22 protein-coding genes are annotated in these 13,553 nt (G+C 40.9%); 6 read left to right on the forward strand and 16 right to left on the reverse strand.

Annotation, left to right across the window (positions count from 1 at the left end; translation table 11 throughout):
* Window positions 1-45: 45 nt before the first annotated feature.
* The 5 genes from V7K27_RS29175 to V7K27_RS29195 all read right to left on the reverse strand — a co-directional run bounded on the left by V7K27_RS29175 (window position 46) and on the right by V7K27_RS29195 (window position 1,898).
* Window positions 46-189: a hypothetical protein gene (locus V7K27_RS29175; RefSeq protein WP_334951943.1), complete on the reverse strand. Its 144-nt coding sequence runs from the start codon at window positions 187-189 to the stop codon at window positions 46-48.
* Window positions 190-218: 29 nt separating this feature from the next.
* A complete protein-coding gene (locus V7K27_RS29180) occupies window positions 219-611 on the reverse strand; it encodes a PH domain-containing protein (protein ID WP_334951945.1) in 393 nt (130 codons plus the stop codon).
* Entirely contained in the window at window positions 598-1,020 is a 423-nt protein-coding gene (gene rnpA, locus V7K27_RS29185; RefSeq protein WP_334951947.1) for a ribonuclease P protein component, read from the reverse strand. Before rnpA ends, V7K27_RS29180 begins: the two co-directional genes overlap by 14 nt.
* A gap of 25 nt (window positions 1,021-1,045) precedes the next feature.
* Window positions 1,046-1,180, reverse strand: a complete 135-nt coding sequence (rpmH, locus tag V7K27_RS29190; protein WP_094327629.1) for a 50S ribosomal protein L34 — start codon at window positions 1,178-1,180, stop codon at window positions 1,046-1,048.
* A 205-nt stretch (window positions 1,181-1,385) separates the two neighbouring features.
* Window positions 1,386-1,898 (reverse strand): DUF2808 domain-containing protein, encoded by a 513-nt coding sequence (locus V7K27_RS29195; RefSeq protein WP_334951948.1) that lies wholly within the window; start codon window positions 1,896-1,898, stop codon window positions 1,386-1,388.
* Window positions 1,899-2,662: 764 nt separating this feature from the next.
* On the opposite strand from V7K27_RS29195, the gene V7K27_RS29200 reads away from it, so the two are divergent.
* From V7K27_RS29200 to V7K27_RS29220, 5 genes are all read left to right on the forward strand, one after another.
* Complete coding sequence (locus tag V7K27_RS29200) at window positions 2,663-3,835, forward strand: Re/Si-specific NAD(P)(+) transhydrogenase subunit alpha (protein ID WP_334951949.1); 1,173 nt, start codon at window positions 2,663-2,665, stop codon at window positions 3,833-3,835.
* 131 nt (window positions 3,836-3,966) lie between these two features.
* Window positions 3,967-4,260 (forward strand): NAD(P) transhydrogenase subunit alpha, encoded by a 294-nt coding sequence (locus tag V7K27_RS29205; RefSeq protein ID WP_229547018.1) that lies wholly within the window; start codon window positions 3,967-3,969, stop codon window positions 4,258-4,260.
* Window positions 4,257-5,663 (forward strand): NAD(P)(+) transhydrogenase (Re/Si-specific) subunit beta, encoded by a 1,407-nt coding sequence (locus V7K27_RS29210; protein WP_334951951.1) that lies wholly within the window; start codon window positions 4,257-4,259, stop codon window positions 5,661-5,663. Before V7K27_RS29205 ends, V7K27_RS29210 begins: the two co-directional genes overlap by 4 nt.
* Window positions 5,664-5,860: 197 nt before the next feature.
* Complete coding sequence (locus V7K27_RS29215) at window positions 5,861-7,030, forward strand: GTPase (RefSeq protein WP_334951952.1); 1,170 nt, start codon at window positions 5,861-5,863, stop codon at window positions 7,028-7,030.
* The gene (locus V7K27_RS29220) at window positions 7,023-7,601 is read left to right on the forward strand and encodes a GTPase (RefSeq protein ID WP_334951953.1); all 579 of its coding nucleotides are present in this window, start codon (window positions 7,023-7,025) and stop codon (window positions 7,599-7,601) included. The genes V7K27_RS29215 and V7K27_RS29220 overlap by 8 nt, the downstream gene beginning before the upstream one ends.
* Here the strand turns inward: V7K27_RS29220 and V7K27_RS29225 are convergent.
* The 3 genes from V7K27_RS29225 to V7K27_RS29235 all read right to left on the reverse strand — a co-directional run bounded on the left by V7K27_RS29225 (window position 7,598) and on the right by V7K27_RS29235 (window position 8,706).
* Window positions 7,598-7,816 carry a hypothetical protein gene (locus V7K27_RS29225; RefSeq protein WP_334951954.1) on the reverse strand — a complete coding sequence of 73 codons (219 nt, stop codon included), beginning with the start codon at window positions 7,814-7,816 and terminating at the stop codon, window positions 7,598-7,600. The two genes, V7K27_RS29220 and V7K27_RS29225, sit on opposite strands and share 4 nt — an antisense overlap.
* Window positions 7,817-7,923: 107 nt before the next feature.
* Window positions 7,924-8,373, reverse strand: a complete 450-nt coding sequence (locus tag V7K27_RS29230; RefSeq protein WP_334951955.1) for a nucleic acid-binding protein — start codon at window positions 8,371-8,373, stop codon at window positions 7,924-7,926.
* A gap of 6 nt (window positions 8,374-8,379) precedes the next feature.
* A complete protein-coding gene (locus V7K27_RS29235) occupies window positions 8,380-8,706 on the reverse strand; it encodes a hypothetical protein (protein ID WP_334951956.1) in 327 nt (108 codons plus the stop codon).
* Window positions 8,707-8,895: 189 nt separating this feature from the next.
* Between V7K27_RS29235 and V7K27_RS29240 the strand changes: the two genes are divergently transcribed.
* Entirely contained in the window at window positions 8,896-9,054 is a 159-nt protein-coding gene (locus tag V7K27_RS29240) for a hypothetical protein (protein ID WP_334951957.1), read from the forward strand.
* Here the strand turns inward: V7K27_RS29240 and V7K27_RS29245 are convergent, their stop codons facing one another.
* The 8 genes from V7K27_RS29245 to V7K27_RS29280 form a co-directional block, all read right to left on the reverse strand.
* On the reverse strand, window positions 9,055-9,330 hold the full coding sequence (locus V7K27_RS29245) for a BrnA antitoxin family protein (protein ID WP_334951958.1): 276 nt from the start codon (window positions 9,328-9,330) through the stop codon (window positions 9,055-9,057).
* A complete protein-coding gene (locus V7K27_RS29250) occupies window positions 9,293-9,568 on the reverse strand; it encodes a BrnT family toxin (RefSeq protein WP_334951959.1) in 276 nt (91 codons plus the stop codon). Before V7K27_RS29250 ends, V7K27_RS29245 begins: the two co-directional genes overlap by 38 nt.
* Before the next feature lie 244 nt (window positions 9,569-9,812).
* Window positions 9,813-10,166 (reverse strand): type II toxin-antitoxin system PemK/MazF family toxin, encoded by a 354-nt coding sequence (locus V7K27_RS29255; protein WP_334951960.1) that lies wholly within the window; start codon window positions 10,164-10,166, stop codon window positions 9,813-9,815.
* The gene (locus tag V7K27_RS29260) at window positions 10,153-10,425 is read right to left on the reverse strand and encodes a hypothetical protein (protein ID WP_334951961.1); all 273 of its coding nucleotides are present in this window, start codon (window positions 10,423-10,425) and stop codon (window positions 10,153-10,155) included. Before V7K27_RS29260 ends, V7K27_RS29255 begins: the two co-directional genes overlap by 14 nt.
* A gap of 32 nt (window positions 10,426-10,457) precedes the next feature.
* Entirely contained in the window at window positions 10,458-10,760 is a 303-nt protein-coding gene (locus V7K27_RS29265; RefSeq protein ID WP_334951962.1) for a hypothetical protein, read from the reverse strand.
* Window positions 10,761-10,848: 88 nt separating this feature from the next.
* Window positions 10,849-11,484, reverse strand: coding sequence for a type I restriction endonuclease subunit R (locus V7K27_RS29270; protein ID WP_334951963.1), 636 nt, complete (start codon window positions 11,482-11,484; stop codon window positions 10,849-10,851).
* A gap of 404 nt (window positions 11,485-11,888) precedes the next feature.
* Window positions 11,889-12,698, reverse strand: a complete 810-nt coding sequence (locus tag V7K27_RS29275; RefSeq protein WP_334951965.1) for a DUF3800 domain-containing protein — start codon at window positions 12,696-12,698, stop codon at window positions 11,889-11,891.
* Between the two features lie 291 nt (window positions 12,699-12,989).
* Entirely contained in the window at window positions 12,990-13,529 is a 540-nt protein-coding gene (locus V7K27_RS29280) for a GNAT family N-acetyltransferase (protein ID WP_334951966.1), read from the reverse strand.
* Window positions 13,530-13,553 lie beyond the last annotated feature (24 nt).

Below are 13,553 nucleotides of genomic sequence, written 5' to 3' on the forward strand. Positions count from 1 at the left end.
GAATCTAATTTATCTAAATCATAATTTGTCGGCGACTATCTTTTGCTACGGATAGCCGCACATTCCTAAAAATGGGGAGTGGGGAGTGGGGAGTGGGGAGTGGGGAGTGGGGAGTGGTATGTAGTTTTTGGTAAGTGGGAAGTTCTTAATTTGGATTTGGGATTTTATCTGAGTAAATTTTGTATTCACTACTCCCTACTCCCTACTCCCTACTCCCATCACTTGTTCGCAGAGGCGCTATATTCGGGATTTTTCGCTGCAATTCTTTCGTTGATGTAGTCATAGACTTCCCTAAATTTGGGAATTGCACGCAATTCGAGACGACTACCGTTTTTTAGGGTTAGCACCATATCACCCCAAAAGCCAATGCCACGGGGAACTTTGACAATTTTGACAATTTCTGAGTAAATTACGTCAGTGCGATCGCGCCCCTGCCAACCTCCGATCACGGTAATTCGGCGATCGGTGATGCGGAAACGCAGCCACAATGCCCTGACAATTGCCCCGACTGTTAATGGTATCCCGACAATGGTTAGCCCAATCAGCAGGTTGATAATTAAATCCCCAAGATGGGGGCCACCTTCATAATAAACATCTTCACGAATTCCCATCGAACACCTCAGCTTGTGCCAACAACTGCTCTAATTCTTGCAGAAATTGTGGGCTTACGCACTTAGATTCTGCTGCTGCGGGTTTGACAATCACCACTAGCCGCCATCCTGGTGATAATTTAGGCAGTAAGTTATGTAAAGCACCAGTAATTTGACGTTTGATTCGGTTGCGAACCACTGCCCTCTTACTGACTTTTGTGCTTATGGAAATGCCAATCCGCGTGCTGGCAATATCTGCTGAGTCAGTTGCTTGTGTAGTCTGGGTGGCAGTGTCCAAAGAAGGTTTGGTTGAATATAACGGCTTTAAGGCTCTCAATGTTAAATAAGAGCCATGACGCCGAATTCCTTCCCGGAAAACTGCCTGGAAATCCTTGCGGGATTTTAGCCGATTTGCTTTGGGCAAAGCCACAGATGCTCTTTTAGCTTGATATGCCCTAAACGCTCAGGCGGTGACGTCCCTTTCTTCTCCTGGCGCTAATGACGTTTCTGCCGTCTGGTGTCCGCATCCTGGCGCGAAAACCAGAGGTTCTTTTTCTCTTACGGCTAGTGCCGCCCAGTGTTCTTTTCATACAGTTCTCCGCTTAGGTGATTTTTATAAAAACTCACAATCTCATATTGTATCACTTTCTTAGGGAATTGGGAATTGGACGATTCAATTTTGGATTTTGGATTAAATTTCAATTCTTTAATCCAAAATCTGTCTTGAAAAGTTTGCTCAACGGGGGGAACCCCCGCACGCAACTTTTCGCAAAATCTAAAATTCTTACTCCCACCTTAATTGACACTCAAAATCCATGTTCCTATGTAGCGTAGTAGCGGCACATCGCCAGGGGAGAGAACTTGACAGTTGAAATAGTAAGTACCGCCGAAGGCTGGGTTTTGGACGTTAGATAAGACTAACTCAACTGGGCTACCTGCTGGCACCGGCTCTTGGGGAAAAATATTAATCAGCTTACCTTCTTTGTCCCACTTCACCTCGGAAAGCGGAACTGCTTTGCCTTTGACTCGAACTTCAATTTTTTTCGGGTCAAAAGTTCCTTTGTAATAATCAGGGTAGGTAATGGCAAATTGACCAACTGCCAATTTCATTCTTTTGGCTGGAATCCTCAATATGTATCGATCCCAACCATTAGCTTGTCCACCAAAATCTAACCTAAAGGGCAACTGATTTTCGCCTTTGACACCGCTAAACAGCGTCAATCCAGGTAAGCTTTGTGCCCAAGTTAGGGCTGGTAATCCAGTAACCAAAAAACTAGTCAAGGCTAAAGCAGAAAGTAAACGTCGCATAATTGGGCTTCCTCTACCAAAATGTAAATCTGTTATCTAAAATAACTGTGTGTTAGTATTCTTTACTAAACTTTACTACTGACTTCCTAAGAATGGACGTTTAATAACAATAAAAAGTGCCGTCCTCGCAGAGGTTTGGACGACAGCAAAATTACTTAGATATAAATTTAACATATACTCGATTTAATTTATTACCCTTGTAGAGTCCTGGTTTGATGACTAACTTGGTCAAATTTGAACTAGATAGAAACACAGTTAGGATTGGATTGTGTTTCCAAATATGTACAAGTGTATCTAAATTTGAGAATTTCGTTATAAAAATTGAGCCGCAACATTAGCGATCGCCACTTAACTTGCGCTAAATTGATTAAAATAAGTTTGAATCAAAGTCGTAATCCTTAAAATTTAATTTGGAAATTATAAAACTTTCAAAATTTGGTCAATATTACTCTATAAGAAAGGAATACCAAAATTTCTCAATCCCGAAAATAAGCTGAAGATCAAGATGCAAAATTTGGGAATCATCAATTTAGGATGTGCAATACGTAACCCTGTTTGCAACTATCTGAAAATATGACCTCTGCGAGCGTCAAAGTCAGGCTTTGCCTGGAGAGCTAAGAGTGGGAAAGGAAACATTCAAGGTTCAATCTACCAGTAAAATTCATAGATGATGTTCCTGCCTAAGTATTATTAAGTGCGGAATACTCCTCATTTGGACAATCGCTTACTTAGCAGAGATTAGGTATTTATCTTCAGGAGATTTCATGAGAATAGCAGTTGCTAAAGAAATTGAAGTTTGTGAACGTCGTGTGGCATTAATTCCTGACGCCGTTGCCCGATTGGTAAAACAAGGTTTGGAAGTCTGGGTAGAAACAGGTGCAGGAGAGGGAGCTTTTTTCAGCGATTCTGCATATCTTGCAGCAGGAGCCACAATCATCAGCGATACTGCCAAATTATGGGGTGAAGCTGATATTCTGCTGAAAGTCAGCCCACCGCAAGAACGAGAAGATGGACGCTCAGAAATTGAATTACTCCGGGAAGGGGCTGTTTTAGTCAGTTTCCTGAATCCCTTGGGAAATCCCGTTGTGGCGCAGCAGCTAGCAAATCGCAAAGTCACAGCTTTGAGTATGGAAATGATTCCCCGTACTACCAGGGCGCAAAGTATGGATGCTTTGTCCTCGCAAGCTTCATTAGCAGGTTACAAGGCTGTATTAATTGCCGCAGCAGCATTACCGAAATATTTCCCGATGTTAACCACAGCCGCAGGTACGATCGCTCCAGCGAAAGTATTTATTATGGGCGCTGGTGTAGCCGGATTGCAAGCGATCGCCACCGCTAGACGTTTGGGAGCAGTGGTAGAAGCCTTTGATATTCGTCCCGCCGTCAAAGAAGAAGTGCAAAGCTTAGGGGCAAAATTCGTTGAAGTCAAATTAGAGGAAGAAACTGTCGCTGCTGGCGGTTACGCCAAGGAAATTTCTGAGGCTAGCAAACAACGTACTCAAGAAGTTGTCGCCGAACACGTCAAAAATTCTGATGTGGTGATTACCACTGCTCAAGTGCCTGGGAGACAAGCACCACGGCTAGTTACAGAAGAAATGGTGGCACAGATGAAACCCGGTTCAGTAATTGTGGATTTGGCCGCTGAACAGGGGGGTAACTGCGCTTGTACTGAACCCGGCAAAGATATTGTCTGGAACGGCGTGACAATTATCGGCCCCATAAATCTCCCATCATCGATGCCAATTCATGCCAGCCAATTGTATGCCAAGAACATAACATCGTTGATGCAACTGCTAATTAAAGACAAAGCTTTGCAGGTGGACTTTGGCGACGACATCGTTGATGCAGCTTGCGTTACCCACGCTGGTGAAATTCGTAATCAACGAGTGCGGGATGCGCTACAAGCTTTGAATACTCAAGAACCGGCGGTTAGTTAGGGAATTGGGAGATGAGGGAGATGAGGGAGATGAGGGAGATGAGGAGGAAGAACTAATGCCCAATGCCCAATACTTCGACTTCGCTCAGTACAAGTGCCCAATGCCCATTTACATTAAGGAGTTTTGATTTCATGACAGAGGCATTACTTGCTGCTTTGTTTGTATTTGTTTTGGCATCTTTTATCGGCTTTGAAGTCATCAACAAAATACCACCGACTCTACACACGCCCTTAATGTCAGGCTCAAACGCGATTTCTGGAATTGCGGTACTTGGAGCAATCGTTGCTGCTGGTGCCAGAGAAACGAATGTATCAGTAATTCTCGGTTTGATTGCTGTGGTATTGGCAACAGTCAACGTTGTGGGTGGTTTTTTAGTGACAGACAGAATGTTGCAAATGTTCAAGAAGAAGGAGATTAAGGCGTGAGCGACTTTTTACCAACTGGCATTCAGCTGACGTACTTAGTCGCTGCATCGTTATTCATTCTGGGGTTGAAAAAGCTGGGTTCACCTGCTACAGCGAGAAACGGTAATCTCGTAGCGGCTGTGGGGATGTTGCTGGCGATCGCAGCGACAATGCTGGATCAACATGTGTTGAACTACGAGATGATATTGTTGGGCTTGGCGATTGGATCGGGAATTGGTGCGATCGTTGCCTACAAAGTCCAAATGACGGAAATGCCCCAAATGGTGGGTTTACTCAACGGTTTGGGCGGTGCGGCTTCGGCATTAGTAGCCGTTGCCGAATTCTGGCGGTTATTAGATAGTTCTCAGTCCATACCCCTAGATATCAACATTTCCATCCTGTTGGACGTCTTAATCGGTGGTATTACCTTCACAGGTAGTTTTTTAGCCTTTGCCAAATTGCAAGGTTTAATTAGCGGTTCGCCGATTACATTTCCATTCCAGCAACCATTTAACCTCTTGCTTCTGGGTGCTTATCTAGTAGGTAGTGCCTATTTAATCATCACACCAGATAGCTTACCTATATTCTTGGGAGTGGTTGGCGTTTCATTGGTGCTGGGCGTGATGTTCGTTCTCCCCATTGGTGGCGGCGATATGCCAGTGGTAATCTCGCTGTTGAACTCGTTGTCAGGTGTGGCGGCGGCGGCGGCGGGGTTCGTAGTGATGAATAATATGTTAATCATCGCTGGGGCTTTGGTGGGAGCATCTGGGTTAATCCTCACCGAGATTATGTGTAAGGCGATGAACCGCTCGTTATTTAGTGTGCTGTTCAGCGCTTTTGGTACAGGTTCTAGTTCTGGTGGTGCTGCTGCTACTGGTGGTGCAACTGATCAAACTGTCCGCAGCATCGATGCCGAAGAAGGGGCGATGATGTTGGGTTATGCCCGTTCTGTGGTAATTGTACCTGGTTATGGTATGGCAGTTGCCCAAGCGCAACATAGCGTCCGGGAATTGTCAGATCAGCTAGAACGGATGGGCGTTGATGTCAAGTATGCGATTCACCCCGTTGCTGGGAGAATGCCGGGGCACATGAATGTGTTGTTGGCGGAGGCAAATGTGCCTTATACGCAGTTGTACGATATGGATGATATTAATCCCCAGTTTGAGCAAGCAGATGTGGCTTTAGTAATTGGGGCAAATGATGTGGTAAATCCGGCGGCGCGGAGTGATAAAAATAGTCCGATTTATGGTATGCCAATTTTGGAAGTAGATCGGGCGAAGCAGACGATTGTAATTAAGCGCGGGATGAGTACGGGTTTTGCCGGTGTAGATAATGAGTTGTTCTACAAGGATAAGACGACGATGCTCTTTGGTGGCGCTAAAGATATGGTGTCGAAGTTGGTTTCGGAAGTGAAGCAGCTTTAACGAACCGCAGAGGCGCAGAGAGCGCGGAGTAAAGAAAGAATGTAGAGGGTTGGCTTGCCTTGGGGGTTTGATGCTTCTGAGGCAATTTTTTTGTAAGCTACTAAGTACTTTCTGCTACTAAACAATAACAACTAGATTTTTGTAAAAATAAAAGTCATAAGTTATACTTGAACTCCCTTTCTCGAAAATATAGCATTATGGATGAAGTTATCAGAAAAGTTGTTGCTATGGGATTACCAGGTGTAATACTTGTGATTGTGATGGCAACTACAGGTCTTGCTGGCGGGGCTGCTATCGTATCAGCATTAGCATTTCTCGGTGGTCCGGCTGGTATGCTTGGAGGGATTGCAGTACTTGGATTTACTGGAGTCCTGGGGGATCTTCTTACTAAGATTGGTTTGGAACTTTTTCTCATGAGGATATATGAAGAACGTGCTAAAACTGAATCAGTAGAAAACCTCTGTCGAGAAATTGATGGCTTGCCACTAATCAGCACAGAATTAAAAGATAAGGTTAAAAGAATAATTGAGAAGAAGTTTTTATTTGTACTTGTGGGTCGTACAGGTGTTGGAAAATCTAGTACCATCAATAACCTTTTAGGTAGCCAAGTCGCTAAAGTTGGTGACTATGAAGCAACAACCATGTCAGCTACATTATATAGACATGAAATAAATGGATTAAAACTTGCAATAGTTGATACTCCAGGTTTATGTGATGAGCTAGAAGAAGTTGGCAATGATCAACAATACTTGGAGTTAATTAATTCAAAAACAACTCAAATGGATTCAATGTTGTTTGTAAGCCGTTTGGATGAAACAAGAGTTACGAGTGATGAAAAACGAGGTATTAAACTAATTTCAGAAAACTTGGGAACAAAAGTATGGGACTATTCTGTTATTGTCTTTACATTTGCGAACTCTGTCCCTGCATCAAGATATCAAGAAGCTTTAGATAAAAGAACAGAATTAATCCGACATGAAATTGCTAAATACATTGGAGAAGATAAAGCTGGTAAAATTCCTTCAGTAGCAGTAGATAATCAAAGTAAGACAACTCCTGATGGAAAAACATGGCTGGGAGAATTTTTCACAAAAGTTTTTATGAGAGCATCTGAATCGGGTTCTTTACCGTTTGCAGCAGCAATGAAAGACAGCTTAACTTCATCTTCAGGTGAAGCAAGAATTGATCTTGATGATAAGCAAAAGGCTGAAGTTAACAAAAAGATTAATAAACTTTTGATTGGGGGATTGGCTTATGGTGGGGCAGTTGTTGGTCAAATATTTGGACCAGGAGGAATAATAGTTGGTGGTTTACTAGGTTCCGCAGTGGGACTATGGATGGAGTTAGACCGTCGTAGAAATGCGTAATTTTTTAATTGTTGGACGTACAGGGGTTGGGAAATCAAGCTTCATTAACTCAGTTGTTGGCAAATCTATTGCTGAAACCTCAAAATATGAAGCTTGTACTAAAATAATTAGGCATTATGATCATATTAGCCATTTAGGTGATATTTGCCTGATTGATACACCAGGATTAGCGGAAGATGATATAGAGTGTGACAAAAAATATTTAGATTTGATTATTAATAGTGTTGATTTGAATACAATCGATACATTAATTTATGTTTCCCGTTTAGATGAAACAAGATTCCGTCCAGAAGAAAAAAGAACAATAATTTTGTTGACCGAAAAATTAGGAGCATTTATTTGGAATAAAGCTTGGCTTGTTTTCACTTTTGCAGCGTCAGTGTCTAATGAAAACCGTGATATAGTTTCAAAAACCAGAAAACTACAAATTGAAGAATTTGTCAAATCTACTACATCAGAATATAATCTTGATCCACCCTTTCAAGGATTTAAGTTAAAATTAAGAGTTGATAATAATTCAAAAAATTGGTCTTCAAAAAGTACGCCAATAACGTCCTTGGGGGTTCTTTAAAAAAAGCGATCGCCTGCAAAATCTCCAGCGTGCGATCGCCCTCTTCTCTTCCTTTGCGCCTTTGCATGAGATAAAAAGAGCGATCGCCTGCAAAATCTCCAGTGTGCGTAGGCGAAGCCAGCCGAAGGCATCGCTCTCTTCTTTCTTTGCGTGAGATAAAAAAGCGATCGCCTGCAAAATCTCCAGCGTGCGTAGGCGAAGCCAGCCGAAGGCATCGCTCTCTTCTTTCTTTGCGTCTTTTCGCCTTTGCGTTAGATAAAAAAGCGTAGGCGAAGCCCGCCGAAGGTATCGCTAAATCTCCTGCGATCGCTCGGTTATTTTTCTAAATTTCTTGCCATTCTCTAGCATCAATAAAAATAGATAAATGTTTTTTATTACTTGTGGCAATAATAACCTCATGTCCATAATTAGCAACTAAAATAGATTGAGATGCCAAAATTACATCACCATCTAAAGCTTTATTATCTGCTGTAGATTTACCTTTATTTCTGACCTCAGCCCATAACTCTGCGGCTTTCAACATCACTTCTGTTGTAATAGGAAGATAGATTATTTCTGACTTGAGTTGATTAAGTTTTCTAATTCCTGATAATTTATTTGCCCTTAACAATTCCCGTCTAATTTCATAATCTATAATTTCTGGTAAAATTACTTCATACCCTCTCTCAAAGAGCGTATAAAACCATTCTTGACATTGCACAGCTAGAGGTGTTGCTTTGGGATTAGTAATTAATCCCACAGGTGCAGAATCTAAGATAATAACCTTACTCATCCTATTCTAAATAGAAATGCCTTTCATAGATTCAATAATTTCTAAGGTTTTCTGTTGTTCTTCTTGTTCATCTAACTCATTCCATGACTCAAATAATTCTTTAATGTTTGTTTTCCTTTCTTGTTGTTTAAGGGTATCACTATGATTAATTTCATTGATAGCATTTTTCCACTGATTTAATGATGTCTGTTTCATCGTCACAGTTTGACGAAATAGACGTACAAATTGCAGTAATTCTGGGAGATATTCTTCTGGAGTTTGTTCAATCTCTAATAATAAATCAGCGCGGGGTGTAGTTGATGATTGTGCTGTGATAGGTTGATTATTGTTCATAAAGACCTTCCAAGTACATAATTTAATAACACGAGTAGATATTAATTGGTTTTAGTATTGGTAGTTATATTATATTTTAGCGTGAATGGCTCTTTTAGTTTCCTGATCAAGTCCCGACGCTTACATGCTATCCAATAGATTAAGGATCGGTTCCTGATCGAGGTAATCAATTAAGCGATCGCTCTCTTCTTGCTCTGTGGTTCGTTAAAAAGAGCGATCGCCTGCAAAATCTCCACGGTGCGTAGGCGAAGCCAGCCGAAGGCATCGCTCTCTTCTTCCTTTGCGCCTTTATGTGAGTTAAAAAAGCGATCGCCTAACCTGACTTTATCGGATATGCGATCGCGTTAATTATTGATGTGCTTCCATATATGCTCTAAGTAGCGCGTTCATCTGCGTCTGATATCCGCTTCCTCTTGCTTTAAACCATTCCAAAACATCACTATCAACTCGCAATGTCACTTGTACTTTCTTGGGATTAGACTTTAAACCACGACGCACAACAGCGGATGCAAACATCTCCGGCGTTACTTCTGAGCAATCTGAAAGGTTAATATCTTCATCTTTCATAGCATCCAACCGTTCCCAATCAGTCTGCGATTTGTTGGAAATATCTGATTTCTTCATTTTTTGTTGACTTCCTTGCAGAAATTATACGTATCAGGTTGTCTCGTTCAGTATCGACAACAGCAATAACCCGTCCCTCAATTAATCCAAATGTAATAAAACGCTCTTCTCCATAATTAAAACGATCATCTTTAACCGTTACCGTGTCACCCTCAAATACTTCTTCCACATCAATAAAGTCGATTCCATGCTTACGGATATTGGCAAGTCTTTTATTTTCATCCCATTCAAACTCCATAATTCCCTTGTAACTACAAATTGTAGTTACATATAATCGAAATGGTAAGCCTTTGAAAACATTTTTAAAGAAAACTCAATATAAACATCAGGGTGAGTGAATCATTGAAAAGCGTAGGCGAAGCCAGCCGTTGGCATCGCCTGCAAAATCTTCAGTGTACATAGGCGTTCGCGTAGCGTTCCGCAGGAAAGCCAGCCGTTGGCATCGCTCTCTTCTTCCTCTGCGTGAGATAAAAAAGCGATCGCTAAAGTGTTGGATGAGAAATATTTAAGACAACAGCTAATGCTTGAGAAACAAGTTGCATTTCTGAGTCGGAGAGTTGACCTAGTTTTCTAACTAATCTTATTTCTGAAACTGAACGTATTTGAAAAGTATCTACACCAGAAACTTTGGCTAAACTGTTTTCTATGCTTGGTTCTAACCGCACCATCCAAGGTCTGACTGCATATCTTTCTTTCCAATCCGTAACTGGGACAATGACCTTCAAAGGCAAAATCCCAATAGCATCATCATTGACTATGATACAAGGACGTTTTTTGCTAATTTCCGTTCCGACAGTTGGATCTAAATTAACTAGCCAGACTTCACCTCTGTACATAAGTCCCTGAGTTGTAGAAGTCTTCATCTGGATCATCGCAAAAGTCTTCTCCCTCTAAGTCCGAGAATATATTTAATTCAGTACCCGGTGCATAATCTGCAATAGCTGTGATTGCAGCTAGTGTTAATTGGCGTTTTTGCTGATCTTTGGTAAGTGAGTGTTTTTCTTGAAGAACCAATTGTAGGGCTGACTCAGCTATCTTTAGGCGATCGCTTATACTCAGACTTGACAGTGCTTGGAGAATTTCTTTGGTTTCCATACTAATTCATAGAACCGATTATATTACTAATGCTAATAAAAATTATGACGTTTAAAATGTGTGATCGCCTGCAAAATCTCCAGTGTGCGTAGGCGTTCGCGTAGCGTTCCGCAGGAAAGCCAGCCGAAGGCATCGCTCCCTTGCTCTGTGTCTCTGTGGTTTGTTAAAAAAGAGCGTAGGCGTTCGCGTAGCGTTCCGCAGGAAAGCCAGCCGTTGGCATCGCCTGTAAAATCTTCACCGTGTGTAGGCGAAGCCAGCCGTAGGCATCGCTCTCTTCTTCCTCTCCGCCTCTGTGGTTTGATAAAAAAAGCGTAGGCGAAGCCAGCCGTTGGCATCGCTCTCTTCTATTATTCCTTGGCATCTTCTCTACGAGACGCACTCGCGTTCGGCGCTTTGTTAAAAAAGCGATATTATGGCAACTTCCTACCCCAACACGGCTTGTCCCAACCGCTTTAGAATCCGCAAGACTTCAGCTAACTCATGTCTTCGAGGAAATAAAGAAAATGTCCGTGATACATCGTACTGCGGAGTGTCTGTGAGAGTGAGCTTGAGAAATATAAACTCATCGCCGTTTGTGGCCATTCCGAACACAGATTTATCGCTCTGAGGATTAGTCAGCATATAAGCTAATAACTGCGGTAATGCTGCTGCTACTGGAATGCTAGTTCGTTTCGACTCCACCACCAAAATCCACAGTTTTTCCTGCACAACTAGTGTGTCAATAAAGCCGCAAATCGTTTCATCAGGATCTTCAAGTTCTAATGCAACACCATAGGGTGAGCGAATTCGATATGGTGGATCGAGAAAGCCTGTGAGTTCTAACAACGGCGAAACCACCAAAAGGTTAATCGTACCTTCTAACAATAGACCATCAACTCGATGGTAGTCATAACGCTGCTTAATCCGAGCAATACCCGCCTGTTCTTGTTGGTTTAGTTCGGGTAATTCGTCAATCCACTCATAGAAAAAGCGATCGCTATCAGCTTGAGTTAAATAACAGCGAGTCTGTAAATCGTTCAAGCTTTTAATGGTATCAGTAATTCCAACGCCGTAAACCATCTGCTATTGTCTCATCATTGCGTTTAGTCTAGCATTAGTACACAACGCTTTCCTGTTACCCACAATCTGTCTACGCACTTCTAAAAATCACCAAGCGTAGGCGAAGCCAGCCGAACGCGAGTGCGTCTGGTAGAGAAGGCATCGCCTGCAAAATCTCCACGGTGCGTAGGCGAAGCCCGCCGTAGGCATCGCTAACTTTTTATTGAAATGCGATCGCTCCTTCCTCTGTGTCGTCTGCGCCTCTGTGGTTCATTAAAAAAGGCGATCGCACCTCCAAATCTCCACCAAGTGATTCTGAGTTGACAATCAGCAATATTAGAAGATATTATAGTAATTAGGCACAGCCTAGGGGTAGTCGTATGACTGCCGCATCATAAACCGCTAACAAGGCGCTTTTGTTGTTTTTAGGGGTTGTCAAAGCAATAGTACTTAATTCCTAAAGTATTAATCTGATTCTGTGTCAAGCGGCAATCCACAAGGAGATTAGCATTTTTAAGATACAAAAATGCTTGGTTATCAGCATTGTCCTTGCTGCGAACTATGGGATACAAACATAAATCGGCAATCTGCATGATTGCGTTTGCCTTTGTTTTACTGTCTATTCCACGTAGTAGGTTTGATAAATCTTCACTAGATAAAGGTGAATATTTATCGGATCTATTAGCATCAAAAGGATTTCCTTTTGCTCTTAAATCATGAAAGTATTGCTTAAGTAGGGTATTTTCATTTTTTCCTGCTGCTTCAAAATAAACCATCAGACTACCATTATTGATCCCAGCATACTTGGCAGTACGTTCAACTACAATAGAGAATGCAGTTTTCATCATCTCCCAAGTTTCCTCACCATACTTTTCAAGATAACGATTAAGATATCCTTGACGAGATATAACACAGGCATGAACAATTATTGGACAACTGATGATAGTAAGTGTCAAGTCTTCCCAAAATAGATTTTGCTCGGTTTTTGAAATTTTTCCTAACCAAGCAAAGCCTTTTTTTCGAGAGAGTATTTCATTACCGTGCAAGGGTTGTTCTTGAGGAATAGACCAGCGACTTTTGAACTCAGATACTAATTGTTTAATGATTTGCTCATCGTTCCTTTTGATTAAGACACCACCCATAGCAAAGAATGGATATTGGTCTTTAGGGTCTGGCTTTGGACTTCCAGAATCATCAATGTATATAGCAAATTCACATACAGATTTTTCATTCATTTGCAGAATTATTTTGCAAAATAATTAAATTAACTAACAGTATTATATTTTTTTTGCTATATTACCTCACGCAAAGAAGATATTAAAAACTATGAGTAGTTGGTTGTTAATCTAATAGCATTTTGGATTTTGGATTTTAGATTTTGGCGTTGCTGAATCACTTTCTGTATTTCGATTATGTCAATCCATCTGTTGCACTCTTTTTTAAATTGGTATAAGCTTGAAATTGGGCAATTTATAAATATAGGCACAATATAGTTAGTGGAACTTAGACAAAAAATACCCAAAAAATTATTTTATCTGTAAATACATAGACTGCATATCAAAATATTGATTATTAAATTTATACGCCATTTCCTCTATTCCATATATTTGAAAGCCAAATGACAAATAAAGTTGTTTTGCTGAGAGATTAGTTGTAACAACATCAAGTAATAATATTTCTATCTCGTTAATTCCCTTTGCTCTTTCAATTAATTCATTCAGTAATAATTTACCTATACCTTTTCCTCGATATTCTTGTTGAACATACATACTACGAATATAGGCTTTATGTCTGACTTTTATTCTTGATTCTTGATGAAATGCGACTATTCCAATTAACTCTTTATCCTCAAAGCAGCCTAAGATAAAATTATTGTTATCTACTGGAATTCTATCCCGAAATTGATCTATTGTCTGAATTGCTTCTTCATGATACATTGTGCCAAATGAATCTGGATTGTTATATAAAGCTTCTAATCTGATTTGACTATAATCTTCTGCATCATGCTTTGTTAATTTTTTAATTATCATTGGATGAAATATAAATAATAAACGACTTAACTTCATTTATCTTATAATATACATAAAATC

Origin of the sequence: Nostoc sp., assembly GCF_036919575.1 — a bacterium.
Classification (GTDB): Bacteria; Cyanobacteriota; Cyanobacteriia; order Cyanobacteriales; family Nostocaceae; genus Nostoc.